Origin of the sequence: Microcoleus sp. N9_B4 (assembly GCF_036701635.1) — a bacterium.
Taxonomy (GTDB): domain Bacteria; phylum Cyanobacteriota; class Cyanobacteriia; order Cyanobacteriales; family Microcoleaceae; genus Microcoleus.
Window position 1 is genome coordinate 82,275 of record NZ_JAUBRC010000014.1, and the last position, 17,517, is coordinate 99,791.

The 17,517-nt window shown below is 47.7% G+C and carries 11 protein-coding genes and 1 pseudogene; 10 read left to right on the forward strand and 2 right to left on the reverse strand.

Translation table 11 applies throughout. From position 1 onward, the window contains the following. Positions 1–346: 346 nt before the first annotated feature. Positions 347–3,001 (forward strand): C39 family peptidase, encoded by a 2,655-nt coding sequence (locus QUA43_RS11880; protein ID WP_333374051.1) that lies wholly within the window; start codon positions 347–349, stop codon positions 2,999–3,001. A 96-nt stretch (positions 3,002–3,097) separates the two neighbouring features. Here the strand turns inward: QUA43_RS11880 and QUA43_RS11885 are convergent, their stop codons facing one another. Continuing rightward, on the reverse strand, positions 3,098–3,985 hold the full coding sequence (locus QUA43_RS11885; RefSeq protein WP_333374052.1) for a PEP-CTERM sorting domain-containing protein: 888 nt from the start codon (positions 3,983–3,985) through the stop codon (positions 3,098–3,100). 549 nt (positions 3,986–4,534) lie between these two features. Between QUA43_RS11885 and QUA43_RS11890 the strand changes: the two genes are divergently transcribed. Beyond that, positions 4,535–4,693, forward strand: coding sequence for a hypothetical protein (locus tag QUA43_RS11890; RefSeq protein ID WP_333374054.1), 159 nt, complete (start codon positions 4,535–4,537; stop codon positions 4,691–4,693). Positions 4,694–4,878: 185 nt separating this feature from the next. Here the strand turns inward: QUA43_RS11890 and QUA43_RS11895 are convergent, their stop codons facing one another. After that, complete coding sequence (locus QUA43_RS11895; protein ID WP_333374055.1) at positions 4,879–5,094, reverse strand: hypothetical protein; 216 nt, start codon at positions 5,092–5,094, stop codon at positions 4,879–4,881. Between the two features lie 611 nt (positions 5,095–5,705). Here QUA43_RS11895 and QUA43_RS11900 point away from each other — a divergent pair. From QUA43_RS11900 to QUA43_RS11935, 8 genes and pseudogenes are all read left to right on the forward strand, one after another. Continuing rightward, positions 5,706–7,244 (forward strand): annotated as a pseudogene (locus tag QUA43_RS11900) (ferredoxin--nitrite reductase); the annotation flags it as partial. A gap of 39 nt (positions 7,245–7,283) precedes the next feature. Further along, a complete protein-coding gene (locus tag QUA43_RS11905; protein ID WP_333308287.1) occupies positions 7,284–7,589 on the forward strand; it encodes a 2Fe-2S iron-sulfur cluster-binding protein in 306 nt (101 codons plus the stop codon). Positions 7,590–7,750: 161 nt separating this feature from the next. Beyond that, positions 7,751–9,070, forward strand: coding sequence for a CmpA/NrtA family ABC transporter substrate-binding protein (locus QUA43_RS11910; protein ID WP_333374126.1), 1,320 nt, complete (start codon positions 7,751–7,753; stop codon positions 9,068–9,070). Positions 9,071–9,243: 173 nt separating this feature from the next. After that, entirely contained in the window at positions 9,244–10,113 is an 870-nt protein-coding gene (gene ntrB / locus QUA43_RS11915; RefSeq protein WP_333374057.1) for a nitrate ABC transporter permease, read from the forward strand. A gap of 135 nt (positions 10,114–10,248) precedes the next feature. Then, positions 10,249–12,273 carry a nitrate ABC transporter ATP-binding protein gene (locus QUA43_RS11920; RefSeq protein ID WP_333374059.1) on the forward strand — a complete coding sequence of 675 codons (2,025 nt, stop codon included), beginning with the start codon at positions 10,249–10,251 and terminating at the stop codon, positions 12,271–12,273. 104 nt (positions 12,274–12,377) lie between these two features. Continuing rightward, complete coding sequence (locus tag QUA43_RS11925) at positions 12,378–13,979, forward strand: nitrate ABC transporter ATP-binding protein (protein ID WP_333374061.1); 1,602 nt, start codon at positions 12,378–12,380, stop codon at positions 13,977–13,979. A gap of 375 nt (positions 13,980–14,354) precedes the next feature. After that, positions 14,355–16,550 carry a nitrate reductase gene (locus QUA43_RS11930; protein ID WP_333374062.1) on the forward strand — a complete coding sequence of 732 codons (2,196 nt, stop codon included), beginning with the start codon at positions 14,355–14,357 and terminating at the stop codon, positions 16,548–16,550. 621 nt (positions 16,551–17,171) lie between these two features. Further along, positions 17,172–17,483, forward strand: coding sequence for an RNA recognition motif domain-containing protein (locus tag QUA43_RS11935; RefSeq protein ID WP_332948676.1), 312 nt, complete (start codon positions 17,172–17,174; stop codon positions 17,481–17,483). The last annotated feature ends 34 nt before the right edge of the window (positions 17,484–17,517 follow it).

Consider the following 17,517-nt stretch of genomic DNA (forward strand, 5'->3'; position numbering starts at 1 on the left):
AAACTTGCTGCACAAATCCGCTCAACCAGGCATATATTCGGTTAAGGTGCTTATTGTACGCCTAAAGTTATACCAATTTTAAAAAAGAATGCAACAGTATTCTTGTCCCCCCCCTTAGCAAGGGGCGGCTAGGGGGGGTCGAAGAGTGTTGCACGATTTTAGAGAAATGGTATTAGATTTGTGACGCAACTTCCGCCAATAATTAAAAACTTATACTGGAAAAGGCATTAACCGCCCGTAGGCTAAATCTAGGGGCGATTTTGTCCTGGTTCAGGTCATTGTGTTTGATAAAATCAGAAGTTATCCTTGCTTTAGCTGAATAACTAAGTAGGTAGAGGGATATATAATGACAACCAACAACATTATTTTGAGTTACTTAGGCCCACGAGAAATTGAGGCCAATAGAGCCGCTGTCTTAGTTGGCACTTTTGACAAAAATCTAGTGGCAGCGATTTCAGCATTAGAAGGCTCAAATGCCCTGAATGTAGGGATAAATCTCTCTAGAGGCATTTGGAACATCAGTTTAGAAAAAGGATTCGATAGCACAGGAACTCGCACAGTGCAGGTGAGGGCAACTGATAAGACCGGCAAAGTTATCGGCCAACAAACAATTAACATCAAAGTTAATCCTGCTTCTGTGTCACCTGCTCAATTTTTCACTTTAATTACTCTCAACGATACCAAATTCAAAGCCGGAACACTGCCCGCCAGCAATCTCAACAACCTGCAAAAAGCGGACATACCAGCCGGGAAAATTTATCAAGTTATCGACTACGAGTTAGAAGACGGTCACCTGAATATTCAACTAAATAATCCAATTCCTCCGGTGGGAACCTCTGGTTTTTTCTACGAAAAACACGTACTCATAACCAAAGGCGCAAAAATTCTGATATTCGATCGCGCCGAGTTGCCGACCCCGCCGCCTGGAATGCAGTTAATGTGGGTGATCAAAAAGACCTGGTTAAAGTTCACCCCCGCAGATTCGGGAACTTTAGGCCCAACTCAGAAATTACTATTTAACCCAGGAGAAACTTTCAATCTTCTCGGCTACGCTTGCGTGGAAAACCATTTCCGAGTCGCTTTTGCTCAGGCAGTTCCTAACTTAGGAACTTCGGGATTTCTGTACTGGCAGCACGTCCAAATTTTGCGAGACGGGAGGGGAATTGAGTATGATAGAAATGCGGTTACGATGACTGTAATCAAAACGACTGTGTTTAAAAAGCGGCCGATAAATGCCGCTAGCCTGCCACCCCAAGAAAAAATTACCTTGCCGGCGGGAATGATTTACGGAATTGCCGGATTCTTGATCGAACAAAGCCACATTAAAGTCTCGCTGACCGAGAATTTGCCGCAATTTGGCAATACAGGTTTCATTTATCCCGATTTTGTGCAATTCAGCCGCGGTGGCAAATCTTTTAATCCCGCTGTGAATTTAACTTATCAAGGGCCGTCAGAAGTTTTAGTAAATCAGCCGATCGTCCTTCGGGGTACTTTTGATCGGCAACAAGCAGCAAAAATTGACGTGATAGCTGAGGATACATTTCCCCTAAGCGTCACGCTAAACCAAGAAGCGAGCACTTGGCAAGTTAATTTGTCTAAAGGATTTAGCATAGCGGGAGCTCGGTGGCTCAGGTTGCGGGCAACTGACAGCAAAGGCAACGTTACTGGCAGCCAAATAATTTACATTACCGTAACTTCCGATCCGCTAACTGTCGGACGAGGTTTGACCTTAAAGATAGTTTCTGACACTTTGTTTAAGGTGGCTCCCCTTGATTCTTCCCGGCTCAACAATCAGCAAAAAGTTTTTGTCAAAGCAGGCCAGACTTTGGCCGTTAGCAAATACGGATTTATTGACGGGCATCTCAAGGTGGTTCTGGATTCAGCAATTTGGCCGATCGGCACTTTTGGCTATTTTTATGAACCCGACGTTCAGTTGGCAAAAGGTACTCAAATCCTAAAATTTAACCTGGCTGACGTACCGAATAGCAACGTCAGCGCTCAACTGTTGGTAACTCAAACAACTCAGATTAAAGCTAAACCCGAAGATTCATCGAAACTGCCTGCAAATCAAGTTGCTGACCTACTTTTAGGGACTACCTATGCCATTACTGGTTATGCCTGCATTTTGGGGCATTTCCGAGTAACTCTAGCCGAATCTATTCCCGGTTTCGGCAATATCGGATTTATTTATTGGCAGGACGTTAAAATTAAAAAAGACGGCAAAGAAGTTCCCTTTGACCCGGATGCTTTGACGATGACAATCCTGCAAGCAACTGTGTTTAAAAAACGGCCGGTAGATTCTGCTAGCCTGAGCAGTAGCGAGAAAACTACGCTGCCTTTAGGTCGAGTTTACGGCGTGAACAGCTACGGTGCGGAAGGATCTCACCTGAAAGTTTCCCTGACTGAAGAACTGCCGAATTTTGGCAATACAGGTTATGTTTTTCCTAGTTTTGTTCAGTTCAAGCGGGGAGATAAAATTTTCGATCCGGTTCCGAACAATGTGGAATTGAACGTGCCGTATTTTTCGCAGCGGGACAATCCGCGTTTTAACTGGTCTACTTGCAACGTAACTTCGATCGCCATGGTGCTTTATTATTATGGCCTTCGTTCTGAGTGGGGCGGACAGTTGGAGGATGAGTTGTTGCAGTGGTGTTTCGACTATGCCGGCCAGGGTTCTCAAACGGATCACAGTGTGCTTTCGGCGCTGATTCAGGCCTACGGGTTTAAGACGAGTTTTAGTACGACTCGCCAATGGGCCGATGTGCGATCGGAATTGCTGAATCGGCGACCAGTAGTTTTAGCTGGAGATTTTACTGCGGCCGGTCACATTCTTACTGTAATTGGCTACAATTCTCAGGGTTATATAGTGCAAGATCCTTGGGGAAATGCACTCACTGGTTACAGCGATACTGAGGGGAGAAAGTTGATGTATCCCTACAGTTATGTCAATCAAGTTGCTGGGCCAGATGGGAATGTTTGGGCGCATTTTATCTATCCATAATCTACTCTACTGTTAGCAATTTGTGAGGCACTACGCCTATTAGTAAGGTGTGTATAACAGCTATTAGTAATGTACTTAATGCACACCCTACCTAACTTAGGAAATCTTGCGCTTAATTTTGAGTTTTGCTGCGCCAATACCTAAAAAGCTCAATCCTACTAAAGTACCGAACCAAGTAGAAGGTTCGGGTACAGCCTCAAACGATCCTTGAATGGCGATCGCATCGTTAGCGCACTCGGCAAAAAAGTTAGCAATATAGTTCCCCGAAGGCATTGAGGATTTATTGAAACTGAATCCGATTGTTTGAGAACCTACTGCATTAAACTGAGCGAAATTAAGACCGAGCACGCTCAAAGTGGCTGGCGTTAAAAAATTGATTTCTCCTACTTTTGTACCCGTAGCAATTGAGTTGAGAACCGTCCAGTCACCTGTTTGTTCAAAGTAGGGATCAGTGGCAGAGAAATCTCCCATAGACGGGGTTCCGCCTTTAGATGCAACTACCGTATTGAATTGGTTTAAATTGCTAAAGCCAGAGTTAGTTTGGCTGACGTTTTTCGCTGTAACATTGCTGTAAACGCCTGTTGTCGCCACGCTGGAGTCATTTCCTTCGGCAAAGCGGATACCAAACAAGCTGCCGTTTGCGTTAGCTGTATTAAAGTTTTGACTGGAAAAATTGAAGAATAAATCGCCGTAGTTGATGTTGCCTCTTTGAGCTAGTGGGTCGGCATATCCTGCTAAACTTAGATTAGAATTGATGGCGATAAAAGCTGTATCTGATGTTTCTTTGATGGCGATGCCATAAAATTCAAATTCCCCGCCGCCGATTTGGGGCCCTGTCACGCCGTCGTTGAAGGAATCGATCGCATAATTCCACCCGTTAGATAGCGTTGCTGCTGTAGCTTTTTGTTGCTGTATTGCGAAAAGGGCACAGAAAATAGCCACTGAGTAAGTCCAGTGGATGCTGTTTTTAGCAATGGATTTCATAAATGCTCCCTGGGAATCATTGTTAAATTGTTCAGTCTGATCGATGGACTATTCTTAATTTTTAGTAAATCATACCTTCCGGCCGAATTTCTTAAAATTTTGCTAAAGTTGGGTCGGGCAATTGCATCATGTTAAATAGATTGCTTAAAACACCCAACCAATGCCAGTAACTAAATATAGGACTTATGCAGAGTATATAGTCTGTCTGCGTCAGTCCTGTATAGGTAAAAATAAACGGACTACCAGGTTTAGGCGGTTGAGTCCAGCAATAAACTGCCGGCGAGTCAAGATCCAGGCTTTACCGGCCCCTACAAGATATTATTGTTTTTTCCCGCCGATCGACTTAATTGATTTTTTATCAATTACCAATGAATTTTGACAAAAAGGGGCATGATGTTGTAGATGCCGATGCCTGCTTCTGTTAATATTTCGATTGTTTGATTAATAATTTTCATAACTTGCCTGTCATCTCCAGCCCTGTTCAATATACCTCTCCAATAATTATTGTGGAACAGGCATCCTCCCTGTTCAAGACAGGCTTTGCTGGAGATGTCTAATAATTATAATTACGTTGGTTGGGATGACTTCATTCCTCAAACTCCTCAACTGCCGATCGCGCACAGCAGTTTTACTCATTTTACCATCAGCGTTCAACCCAACAGGCTCTCAATTGAGCGTCAAAACTGTAAATCAGCACTTTTTCTGTAAGTGCCGCACAAAGCGAGAATTGGAGAATCAAAAAAAATCATACGGCAAGAACGATCGCACGTTTTTAGAACACCCAATCAACTTCCTGCCCTACATCCGCTGCAGGCATCGTGGGTTCCTTCTAACTCGGCCGGTGGTTTCTGCACTTGAAGCGCTGCATAAATCAATCAAATTTTTAAATCCTGTTAATATATCGCCGACAGTTCGTTGACAATCTTGACTCTTCCCTTAAGAACAGAACGCAGCAGGCGGTTGATCGAATGTCTGCATTCATCGTCGAGAGAGTCGTCCAAAACAGCGGCCATCAAGCCGTAGCGATCGGCTAAAGTCAAACAACCCGTATCCGTAACAGAGGCAAGCATTTCGGAAATAGCGCCGGGGAGAAGTTGAACTAAAAACATGAGACGTTCCCTGAATTCGATGCTTATATCATCTCTCGTTCTCCGACAATTAATAGTGACGCTGGCATAGCACACAAGGTGATGTTTTGAGGCAAACTGTGTGACAGCGACCCCTTTAATGTTGTGACGATCTCGTTTTAAGTCTGCGATCGCAGTCACAAAATTAATCTTAGATATTCCAATTTCCCCCTCTTCCCTCCTAAATCTAAAGATTTAGAGAGATTTTTCGGTTTTGTGGGTCTCTTTACCCATTTCCCATGTATAAAACGCATCGGCAGTATGCGAAATATTCATAAAACTCAATATTTTGTAAAAATAGCTACGAATATTTACAATCGTGGGCTTTACATTAGCTCATAACAAAGGTGCATCGAAACAGAGCGATTACCGAATCATCGGTAGCAACTATAACCATAAATAGTTTGGCGACGTTCGAGCCAGCGCCCAGTCAAACTCAAGTTTACAGAAGACTAACCATGCTTAAAAGAAATTCCATCTAGTAACTAAATATACAGTTTTAAATCCATACACTCACTAAGGTTAGCAGGAAACACACACTTTATGCTCCAAGTCAATACCTCCCCACACAAGCCAGCAGCGAGGGTAAACCGATGACCCAAACAGTAGAACCCAAAGCCCAAGCGAGCCTGAACAAGTTTGAAAAACTCAAAGCCGAAAAAGATGGCTTAGCATTAAAAGGCGAACTAGACCACTTCGCAGCAATCGGCTGGGAGGCAATGAACGAAACAGATCGCGAGCACCGCCTCAAATGGCTCGGCATCTTCTTTCGACCAGTAACTCCCGGCAAATTCATGATGCGGCTGCGCTTGCCCAACGGCATCATTACTAGCAATCAAACCAGAACCCTAGCAGAAATCGTCCAACGCTACGGCGACGACGGCAGCGCCGACATCACCACCAGACAAAACCTGCAATTGCGCGGAATTCGCATCGAAGACGTACCCGACATCTTCCGCCGCCTCAAAGAAGCGGGCATGACCAGCATCCAATCGGGCATGGACAACGTGCGTAACATCACGGGTTCCCCAGTCGCGGGCTTGGACGCCGACGAACTGATAGATACGCGGGAACTGGCGAACCAAGTCCAAGACATGATTACGAACAACGGCGAAGGCAACCCCGCGTTTTCAAATTTGCCGAGAAAGTTTAATATTGCGATCGCAGGCTGTCGCGACAACTCAGTCCACGCAGAAATCAACGACATCGCCTTCGTACCCGCTTACAAAGACGGCAACATCGGCTTTAACGTTTTAGTCGGCGGTTTCTTCTCCGCCAAACGCTGCGAAGCTGCAATTCCTCTCAACGCATGGGCAAGTCCCAGCGACGTTGTAGATTTGTGCAAAGCAATTTTAACTGTGTTTCGCGATCGAGGCCCAAGAGCAAACCGCCAAAAATCGAGGCTGATGTGGCTGATTGACGAACTCGGAATCGAACAATTCCGAGCCGAAGTCGAACAAGAATTAGGCCGCACTTTGCCCGCCGCCGCGCCCAAAGATGAAATCACCTGGGACAAACGCGACCACATCGGCATCTACGCCCAAAAACAATCAGGGCTAAATTATGTAGGGCTGCACGTTCCCGTTGGACGCCTGCAGGCATCGGATTTGTTCGATTTGGCTAGAATCGCCGAGGTTTACGGCAGCGGCGAGCTCAGGCTCACCGTCGAAGAAAACGTGATTATTCCTAACGTTCCCGACTCGCGGATTGAATCGCTGGTCAAAGAACCGCTGTTGCAGCGTTTTTCCATCAACCCCGCACCGCTAACGCGAGCCTTGGTTTCCTGCACCGGCGCTAAGTTTTGCAACTTCGCCCTCATCGAAACCAAAAGCCGATCCGTGGCAATGATTGAGGAACTCGAAGCCGAACTTTCAGTACCCAAACCGGTCAGAATTCACTGGACAGGTTGCCCCAATTCCTGTGGTCAACCCCAGGTAGCAGACATTGGTTTGATGGGAACAAAAGTTCGCAAGAACGGCAAAACCCTCGAAGGTGTAGACATTTACATGGGAGGCACAGTTGGCAAAGACGCTCATTTGGGTGCTTGCGTCCAAAAAGGCATCCCTTGCGAAGACCTCAAACCGCTGCTGCATCAATTGTTAGTCGAGCAGTTTGGGGCAGTTCCCAAAGAGATTACAGGGGATGTAGCTTTGCTGAATCGGCAACTGCAATTGACGGTTGAGGAGGGCGAAACAGCAGTCTCGGCAGCCAAACCTCAGACATCTACTGTCATTTTCGCTCGATCGGGCAAAGAAGTTGCTTGCAGCGAAGATGAGTTCATTCTCGATGTTGCCGAACGGGCCGGAGTCGAACTTGACAGCAATTGCCGGTCGGGAAGCTGTGGCACTTGCCAGCAGAAACTCCTAGAAGGCCAAACAGTCTACGACAGCAAACCAGACGCGGCGGCAGACTTAGAACCAGGGTTCATTTTAACTTGCAGCGCGCGGGCGATCGGCAAAGTGTCGATCGACGCCTAATCTGACATTGGGAAATGCGATCGGGAAAACCAGATTGTGCCATTTCACAGTCAACAGTCAACAGTCAACAGTCAACAGTCAACAATCATTTCGGTGCAACCGGAATTGATATCACATCTCACATTTCCACAATCTCCAAGTACAACAACAATTCAAGACAAATGAGCAACCTTTCTAGAAGAAAATTCATCATCACCGCCGGAGTAACAGCAGCCGGCACCCTCCTAGCCCACGGTTGCAGTTCCAGTCCCACCACATCTAACGCCACTCCCGGCGGCGCCACACCCAGCGCGACCCCAGCAGTCAACATCAACCCCGCCGACGCCCCAGAAGTTACCGCAGCCAAACTCGGATTCATCGCCCTCACCGACGCAGCACCCTTAATCATCGCCCAAGAAAAAGGGTTATTTGCCAAGTACGGCATGAAAGACGTACAAGTTACCAAACAAGCATCTTGGCCAGTTACTCGCGACAACTTAGAACTCGGTTCCGAAAAAGGTGGCATTGACGGAGCCCACATCTTATCTCCGATGCCTTACCACATGACATTAGGCACTATTACCAAAGGCAATCAGCCAGTGCCCATGTACCTTGTCGCCCGGTTAAATACTAACGGTCAGGCAATTTCGCTTAGCAAAAAATACCTAGATTTAAAAGTAGGTACAGACAGCGCACCGCTGAAAGCAGCTTTTGGCCAAAACGTTCCTGTTGCTATAACTTTTCCCGGCGGTACGCACGACTTGTGGATGCGCTACTGGCTAGCAGCCGGCGGTATTAATCCAGATACAGATGTTTCCGTGATTCCCATACCGCCGCCCCAAATGGTAGCGAACATGAAATCTGGCAGCATGGAAGCCTTTTGCGTAGGCGAACCTTGGAATGCTCAGTTAGTTACTCAAAAGGTAGGATACACCGCCTTAGTAACCGGAGAACTTTGGAAAGACCACCCAGAAAAAGCTTTAGCTTTAAGAGGAGATTGGGTTGACAAAAACCCCAAAGCTGCTAAAGCAATTACAATGGCCGTACTGGAAGCCCAGCAGTGGTGCGACAAGGCAGAAAATCAGGATGAGATGTGCCAAATTATCTCTCAAGATAAGTGGTTAAAAGTTCCAGTAGCAGATATTATCGGTCGCTCTAAAGGTCAAATTGACTACGGTACCGGCCGCATTGAAGCCGCTAGCCCTGTCGCGATGAAATTCTGGGCCGATAATGCTTCGTATCCCTACAAGAGTCACGATGCTTGGTTCTTAGCTGAAAATATTCGCTGGGGTTATATCCCGGCAACTACCGACATCAAAGCAACCGTTGATAAAGTTAACCGGGAAGATATTTGGAAAGCAGCAGCGACAACACTTGGCGTCCCCGCCGCCCAAATTCCTACTACCACTTCTCGCGGTGTCGAAACCTTCTTTGACGGCGTGAAGTTTGACCCAGAAAAACCAGAAGAATATCTGAAGAGTCTGGTAATCAAAAAAGCATAATTAGTTTGTTGACTGTTGACTGTTGACTGTTGACTGTTAACAGTTGACAAACGCCTAAAAGTGATGGTGTTGGACAGAGTGAAACGCAGGGTGCGTTCGACGAACCAAACCTACTGAACTCGGTTCAAAGTATCTACAAATAATCGATTATTCACAATACTGCAAAAACAAAAATGGCAACAAACCTCGCTGTTAGTAAAAGCAAAAATCCAGTAAATTTCGTTCTGGATCAAGTTCAAAAAAACCGCAGAAAAATCATCCGCCCGCTGGTAGCAATTACAGTTCTGCTCATAATCTGGCAAATCCTCTGCAACAGTCCAGAGTCCAGCTTGCCGGGGCCAATCAAAGCTGTTCAAGAAAGCTGGAATCTGATTATTAATCCTTTCTTCGACAACGGCGGTACAGACAAAGGCTTATTCTGGCAAATTTTGGCTAGCTTGCAGCGGGTGGCGATCGGCTTTACTTTGGCAGCAGTTCTCGGCATCAGTTTGGGAATCCTGATCGGTACAAACTCCCTAATGTTCGATGCTTTAGATCCGCTGTTTCAAGTATTCAGAACTATCCCGCCCCTGGCTTGGCTGCCGATCGCCCTGGCCGTATTTCAACAGTTCAATCCCTTTGAAGGCATGGGGGTAAAAGCTAACGAAGTTTCGGCACTCTTCGTAATCTTAATTACAGCAATTTGGCCGATTCTAATTAACACCACAGTAGGGGTTCAACAAATCCCCCAAGACTACAGAAACGTCGCCCGCGTCTTGCGCCTCCCTAACCAAAAATACTTCTGGAAAATCCTGCTTCCCTCTTCTGTTCCTTACATCTTCACTGGCTTGAGAATTGGCATCGGTTTGTCTTGGCTGGCGATCGTAGCTGCGGAAATGTTAGTCGGCGGCGTCGGCATCGGGTTCTTCATCTGGGACGCTTACAACAGTTCTAGACTCAGCGCAGTGATTCTAGCAGTGCTTTATGTAGGAATCGTCGGTTTGATTTTAGACAGAATCGTTGGTTTCATCGCTTCCAAAGTTGTTCCTGAAGAACAAAAATAGAATTTGGTTATTGGTTATTCGTTATTTGTTATTTGTGAGTGGTTGCTTGAGCCAACAAATAACAAATAACCAGTAACAAATAACAAAAAAAGAATAATTAGCATCATACAAATTACAAACTAACCTAAAATAGCCATGTCAGTATTTGTTGAAGTAGACCACGTTGACCGCGTATTTAACTTGCCCAATGGAGAGCAATACATCGCTCTTAAAAATATCGAACTGAAAATTAAAAAAGGAGAATTCATCACCTTAATTGGGCACTCGGGCTGTGGCAAATCTACGCTGCTAAATATCATCGCCGGTCTCGACAAAGCAAGTCAGGGCGGGATTACTTTAGAAGGACGCGAAGTCCGCGATCCAGGCCCGGACAGAATGGTGGTGTTTCAAAATTACTCGCTGCTACCTTGGCTGACAGTGCGCGAAAATATCGCCCTAGCAGTAAATGAAATTTACAGCGGCAATTCTCAAGAAGATCGCGAGTTGGTGATCGAACACCACATTAAATTGGTCGGACTCGGACACGCCGCCGACAAACGCCCGGGCGAAATTTCTGGGGGGATGAAACAAAGAGTTGCGATCGCCCGCGCCCTAGCGATTCGCCCGAAATTGCTGCTGCTAGACGAACCCTTCGGGGCCCTCGATGCCTTAACTCGCGGCGGTTTGCAAGACCAGTTGATGAAAATTTGCGAAGAAAGCAAAGTCACCAGCGTGATGGTAACTCACGACGTGGATGAGGCTTTATTACTGAGCGATCGCATTGTGATGCTCACCAACGGCCCGGAAGCCCAAATCGGGCAAATCCTCGAAGTGAACATTCCCCGCCCCCGCAAGCGCATGGAAGTTGTCAACCATCCGAGTTACTACGCGCTGCGTAACGAAATGGTTTATTTCCTCAACCAGCAAAAGCGGGTCAAACAGCGCAGGGCCCAACAACAACCGCCTGTCATCGCCCGCAACGGCCTGGAAAAAATCAACCTGGACATCGGCTTTATTCCCCTCACCGACTGCGCCCCCTTAGTAGTAGCTAAAGAAAAAGGATTCTTCAAAGCCCACGGCTTGGAAGAAGTTACTCTCAGCCGCGAACCGGGCTGGAAAGCGATCGCCAAAGGAGTCTCCGAAGGACGGCTGGACGCGGCGCAAATGGTCGCAGGAATGCCGATCGGGATGCTGTTGGGCCTCGACGGTGAAGCCCCTGTACCCGTCTGTAGCGCCATGACGCTCTCTCGCAACGGCAATTCGATTGTTTTCAGCAAAGACCTTTACAGACAAGGCATTCGGACATTAGAGGATTTCAAAGCTGCGATCGCCAAGAGTCCCGATAAAGTTCACACCTTGGGCATGGTACACTCCGCCTCCATGCACAATCTGCTGTTCCGCTACTGGCTGGCCGCCGCCGGCATCGACCCCGACCTCGATGTGGGCTTGACCGTGATTCCGCCCCCGCAGATGGTATCGAATTTAAAAGCAGGCAACATTGACGGCTACTGCTCAGGCGACCCCTGGAACTCCCACGCAGTAAACAGTGATACGGGTTTTGTCATGGCCCGTTCCCTCGATATTCTGCCCGGACACATCGAAAAAGTTCTCGGTGTTAGCGAAGATTGGGCTCAGAAATATCCTCAAACCCACCTCGCCCTCGTCAAAGCGCTTTTGGAAGCCTGCGAATACTGCGATGACCGGCGCAACCGCGAAGAAGTCCTAGCATTGATTAGCCAAGAACAATACATCGGCGCAGATCCGAAAGACATCCGTCCAGGGTTCATCGATCCGTACAACTCCGGTACGGAGGCAGAACCAGAAATGCTCTACAACTTCAACCAGTTCTCTGTTGACAAAACCAATTTTCCAGACCGCCTAGAAATGGTGTGGGTGATGGCGCAGATGGCTCGCTGGGGACTGATCCCGTTCCCGAAAAACTGGGTGGAAGTGGTCGATCGAGTTTTGCGGCCCGATGTTTTCGGTCAAGCCGTGCGTGAATTGGGCTTGCCGGATATCGCCAGAGATCGCCGGACGATCGAGCTATTTGACGGCACTGTGTTTAATCTCGACGACCCGATCGACTATCTTCAGAATGTCAAAATCAAACGCGCCGTCCGCATTGAAGAAATCTTAATTGAACAAATAGGCAGTCAGTGTTCCATCAAACTGCCAGCATAACCAGCAAATAGGAAGAGGGAATGAGGAGCCAGAAATCAGGAAACAAGACTCCACATTTCCCGCTTCCTAACTCCCTAATTTCAAATTCTCAATCCTAAATTCTCATGTCTAATTCCCACACCCAAAATCCCAATCCTGAAAATATGCAAACTCTCAAAACTCCCCAAACAACCCAAATTCAAACGCCCAAGCAAGACTTTCTTACTATTAAAGACGTATCGAAAGTCTACGAAACTCCTAAAGGCCCTTACGTCGTTCTCGACGGTGTAAACCTGACTATTAATGAAGGCGAATTTATTTGTTTGATCGGTCACTCGGGCTGCGGCAAATCAACTTTGCTGAATATGATTGCGGGATTCAACGGGCCGACAAACGGAGAAGTAGCCCTGGAAGGTTCGCAGATTACTGAACCAGGCCCCGATCGCATGGTGGTGTTTCAAAACTACTCCCTGCTACCGTGGCTGACTGCTACTGAAAATATTCACCTCGGCGTTGAAAATGTTTACCCGGAAAAGTCCGCAGACGAACACAATACGATCGTCAAGGAACACTTGGAATTAGTGGGGCTGACCGAAGCTTGTAACAAAAGACCGGGCCAATTGTCCGGGGGGATGAAACAGCGGGTGGCGATCGCCAGAGCTCTGGCAACTCGTCCCAAACTGTTGATTTTGGACGAACCTTTCGGAGCTCTAGACCCGATTACCAGAGAAGAGTTGCAGGAAGAATTGCTGAAAATTTGGCGGAAGGAAAAAATTACCGTCATTATGATTACTCACGATATTGATGAGGCTTTGTTTTTAGCCGATCGCATCGTGATGATGACCAACGGGCCAGCAGCTTCCATCGGCGAAGATATGCACGTTCCGTTCAGCCGTCCCCGCAACCGGGCGCGGATTATGGAAGACCCGAAATACTACGAACTTCGCAACTTTGCTTTGGAGTTCCTGTTTTCTCGCTACGCCCACCACGAAGAAGGTGAAGAAACGGACTCGGAGACAGAAGCCGTCGCACTACCGATGCCATTACCTGCTAGCAAAAAGCCTGCGCTTGCTGACAGGTCGATCGCACCTGCACCTTTTGTGTCTCACACTGCCGAACCCCCAGAAGCTTCGCCGGTCAAACGCGGCATCCTGGCAGCCTCGTGGTTCGTAGCAATGGTTACTTTAGCTGCCGTCAATATGTCTGTTGTTTCCAGCCAGCTAAAGCAAGCGAAACTAGCAGAAACTGCACCGCAGGCGCCGACTGCCGGGGCGATTGTGAGTTCTCCCCCCAGCCCGCAAATCGCAGCAAGTTCGATCGCACCGAATGCTAGCCCTGCACCCATTGCAGCAGGAAGTCCTGCACCCATTGCTGCTGCTAACACCGCCACCGCGCCCAATGCAGCCACCACTGCCACATCAGAGATTTCTGACCAAGCCGAACTCGATGCGATCGGGAAGCAGTTGTATGCACAAATCGACCAAAAATGGAGAACAACTCCGACATTTACCGAAAGCTTGACTTATCGGGTCAAAGTCAAACAAAACGGGGATATCCTACAGTTCGATCCCACAAATAAAGCAGCTAAAGATTTCGTCAAAGAAACTCCTCTGCCGGTTTTGCAAACTCCTGCAGGTGCCGCACCAGGCGCTGAAAAAACTGCTGAATTCCAAGTAACTTTTAGCCCCAGCAACGGCGGCGTATTAGAAGTTAAAACAGAGAAGTAGGCGACATAATACTCCCACACTAAATCTCCGATTGGTATTAACAACCCGGTCAAAAGTAGTACCTGCGCGCTATTTGAGTCATGCAAAAATACTTCCTCGCTCCCCTAGGTGGGGGGTGACAAGATTTAGGGCTGGAGTACCTCTGTTTGAGAGGGATTTAAAAGCAGCGATCCACTGACTACAAACCAGATGTTTCGCGAGTTTTAGTAAGATAGCGGTTTATTTTAAGTCAGGGTATTGTCCGTTACTGTGAAGCATTTTTGCGGTAAGTTAGTAATGATTAAAACATTATTTGCAGGAGCCATCAGTTCCGACTATAATGACGAATTACCAATTACCCATTAGCTTTCAAAAATTAGCATCTAAAATCACCAGATGGAAACTATAAAAACTCTTTGCCCATACTGCGGTGTAGGTTGCGGTCTAGAAGTTGTTCCCGACAAAAAACAAAATTGGAAAGTACGGGGCGATCGCAATCACCCATCAAGTCAGGGCATGGTTTGTATTAAGGGAGCAACCGTAGCAGAGTCCATTCGGAGCGATCGGCTACTGTATCCGATGATGCGAGATACTCTCGACCAACCGTTCCGCCGCGCTAGTTGGGACGAAGCTCTCGATGCAATTGTTAACCGCATCCAAACAATTCGCAGCACCAGCGGCCCCGATGCTTTGTGCGTTTACGGTTCGGGTCAATTCGCAACAGAAGATTATTATATTGCCCAGAAACTAATGAAAGGTTGTCTGGGTACTAATAATTTTGATGCTAATTCTCGCTTGTGTATGTCTTCAGCAGTCTCTGGATACGTTCAAAGCTTTGGCTCGGATGGGCCGCCTTGCTGTTACGACGATTTAGAATTAACAGATTGCGCTTTTATTATTGGCAGCAATACAGCGGAATGCCATCCGATCGTATTCAATCGATTAGCCAAATACCACAAAAAGCATCCCCATGTCAAAATGATTGTGGTAGATCCAAGGCGGACTCCGACTGCTGAAGCGGCGGATTTGCACTTAGCAATTAAACCAGGTACGGATATAGATTTGCTTAATGGAATTGCATATTTGCTGTTACGCAGGCAAGCAATAGATTCTGAGTTTATTGAAGAATGCACGGCGAATTTTTCAGCTTTTGCTGAGGTTATTAGCAGCTACACGCCGGATTTTGTAGCCTCGCGCTGCGGCATTACTGTCAGCGAGTTAGAAACGGCGGCAAACTACTGGGAACAGTCGCAGCGGGTTTTGTCGCTGTGGTCGATGGGAATGAATCAGTCGTCGGAAGGCACGGCAAAGGTGCGATCGCTGATTAATTTGCACTTGATGACAGGTCAAATCGGCAAACCGGGATGCGGCCCGTTTTCCCTCACCGGGCAGCCAAACGCGATGGGAGGGCGGGAAGCCGGAGGACTGTCTCACTTGCTCCCAGGCTACCGATTTGTGAAAAATGCTGAACACAGAACCCAAGTCGAGGAGTTTTGGGGAATCGCACCGGGAAGTATTTCCCCGAATCCAGGCCGCACAGCTTGGGATATGATTACCGGTTTGGAAACTGGCGAAGTTGAGTTGCTGTGGATTGCAGCTACTAATCCGGTAGTTAGTATGCCGGATTTGGAACGCACTAAAGCCGCTTTGCTGCGATCGCCCTTTACTATTTATCAAGAAGCTTACTATCCCACTGAAACCTCGGCCTATGCTCACATCCTGCTGCCGGCAACGCAGTGGAGCGAAAAAACTGGAGTAATGACGAATTCCGAACGCCGCGTTACCTTTTGTCCCGGTTTCGACACTCCCTCCGGGGAAGCCCGCGACGACTGGAGCATTTTCGCTGAAGTCGGCCGCCGGTTGGGTTTTGCCCAACACTTTGCTTTCGAGAACAGTGCGGAGGTTTTTAAAGAGTACGCGCAGTTGACGCGGGGTCAGCCTTGCGACATGACCGGCCTCAGCCACGAATACATCCGCCAAGAAGGGCCGCAGCAGTGGCCTTGCCGGGAAAACGAGCCTGTGCATCCAGCGAACGAAGCGAAACGGCTGTATACTGACAGGCGTTTTCACACTCCTGACGCGCGGGCGAGATTTTCGGCCTATCACTCGCGGGGACTGGCAGAACCTCCCGATCCGAACTATCCGTTTGTGTTGACGACAGGCAGAGTTTACGGACACTGGCACACGATGACGCGGACGGGTAGAACAGAGAAAATTAATCAATTGCACCCCGATCCGTTTTTGGAAATTCACCCCCGCGATGCTGCCAAATTGCAGATTAAGGAGGGGGATTTGCTGGAAGTTCGATCGCGCCGCGGCAAGGGGCAGTTTCCGGCAAAAGTCACAAAGGCGATCGCCCCAGGTACGCTATTTGTACCCATGCACTGGGGTTCTCTGTGGGCTGAAGGTGCTGAAGCCAATGCCATGACTCATGCTGCAAGCTGTCCAGATTCCAAACAACCCGAGTTAAAAGCTTGCGCGGTGCAGTTGGTGCTGGTTGGGGCAGAAACTGCGGCAGAAGTTGTCGCAGAAGTTACCGCAGAAGTTGGGGAATTTAATTGGGCAAAATCCACTCTTGCCGTCACTTCTTGAGCTGCCGCCCAACTACGGGATGTTACAAATCACCGAAGAAGGAGCGGGAAGCCGCGGGCGATCGACATGGGGAGGAACGTGGTTGACTTTCGGCGAGCGCTCAGTCAATCACGCTCAGTCGAACGATTGAAGATTTACTCCACAGATGAATCTGGGATTTTGAACAAGACTCTAAAATTTTGCACTCTTCCCGACAGGAGTCCGGGGCTTGTATCCGTTTTTAGGGTAACAACCTCTCTCGATCGAGCAATTTTGAACCCGGACATACTCTACACATAAATCTTAAATCCCAAATCCCAGATCTAAAACCTAACATCGTTATGCCATTACGCAGCCTAAAAACTGCGTTTCCCCGGCAGAGCCCGGAAACAAGGAAAATTAAATTTATGTAAATTTATGTATTCTGAGTTGTTCCTTCTTGATTGGGGGTTTTTCCGGGGGAGAATGCCTTCTGACGAATGCCTTCTGCCTTATTTTTAATTAATTGAGTCAGACAATTGCAGTTTGCACCCATAGGTGCTACAATTGTTTTACAAGGCTTTATTTTCGGCAGTACAGTTCGTTCGATCGGCGTTCCTCCGGATTTAAATCTCTACACACTCTGATTCTGGAGAATGTTCAATGTCAATCTATGTCGGCAATTTATCCTACGAAGTAACGCAGGAGCACCTCAACCAAACTTTTGGAGAGTACGGAACAGTAAAGCGCGTTCAGTTGCCTGCTGACCGGGAAACAGGTCGGATGCGGGGTTTCGCTTTTGTAGAAATGTCTACCGAAGCCGAAGAAGCCGCAGCCATTGAGGCTCTTGACGGTGCTGAGTGGATGGGTCGCGACCTCAAGGTCAATAAGGCAAAACCCCGCGAAGAACGTGGTTCTTCTAACAGCGGTAACTGGGGTAACAACGATCGCGGTGGCAATTCTCGTCGCTACTAAACCACCCGAGCTAAATTTTTAGCTATCTTCTATA

Coding starts and splice junctions, on each gene's coding strand:
- QUA43_RS11880 (WP_333374051.1), top strand. CDS start 347: ATGACAACCAACAACATTATTTTGAGTTACTTAGGCCCACGAGAAATT.
- QUA43_RS11885 (WP_333374052.1), bottom strand. CDS start 3,985: ATGAAATCCATTGCTAAAAACAGCATCCACTGGACTTACTCAGTGGCT.
- QUA43_RS11890 (WP_333374054.1), top strand. CDS start 4,535: ATGTCTAATAATTATAATTACGTTGGTTGGGATGACTTCATTCCTCAA.
- QUA43_RS11895 (WP_333374055.1), bottom strand. CDS start 5,094: ATGTTTTTAGTTCAACTTCTCCCCGGCGCTATTTCCGAAATGCTTGCC.
- QUA43_RS11910 (WP_333374126.1), top strand. CDS start 7,751: ATGAGCAACCTTTCTAGAAGAAAATTCATCATCACCGCCGGAGTAACA.
- ntrB (WP_333374057.1), top strand. CDS start 9,244: ATGGCAACAAACCTCGCTGTTAGTAAAAGCAAAAATCCAGTAAATTTC.
- QUA43_RS11920 (WP_333374059.1), top strand. CDS start 10,249: ATGTCAGTATTTGTTGAAGTAGACCACGTTGACCGCGTATTTAACTTG.
- QUA43_RS11925 (WP_333374061.1), top strand. CDS start 12,378: ATGTCTAATTCCCACACCCAAAATCCCAATCCTGAAAATATGCAAACT.
- QUA43_RS11930 (WP_333374062.1), top strand. CDS start 14,355: ATGGAAACTATAAAAACTCTTTGCCCATACTGCGGTGTAGGTTGCGGT.
- QUA43_RS11935 (WP_332948676.1), top strand. CDS start 17,172: ATGTCAATCTATGTCGGCAATTTATCCTACGAAGTAACGCAGGAGCAC.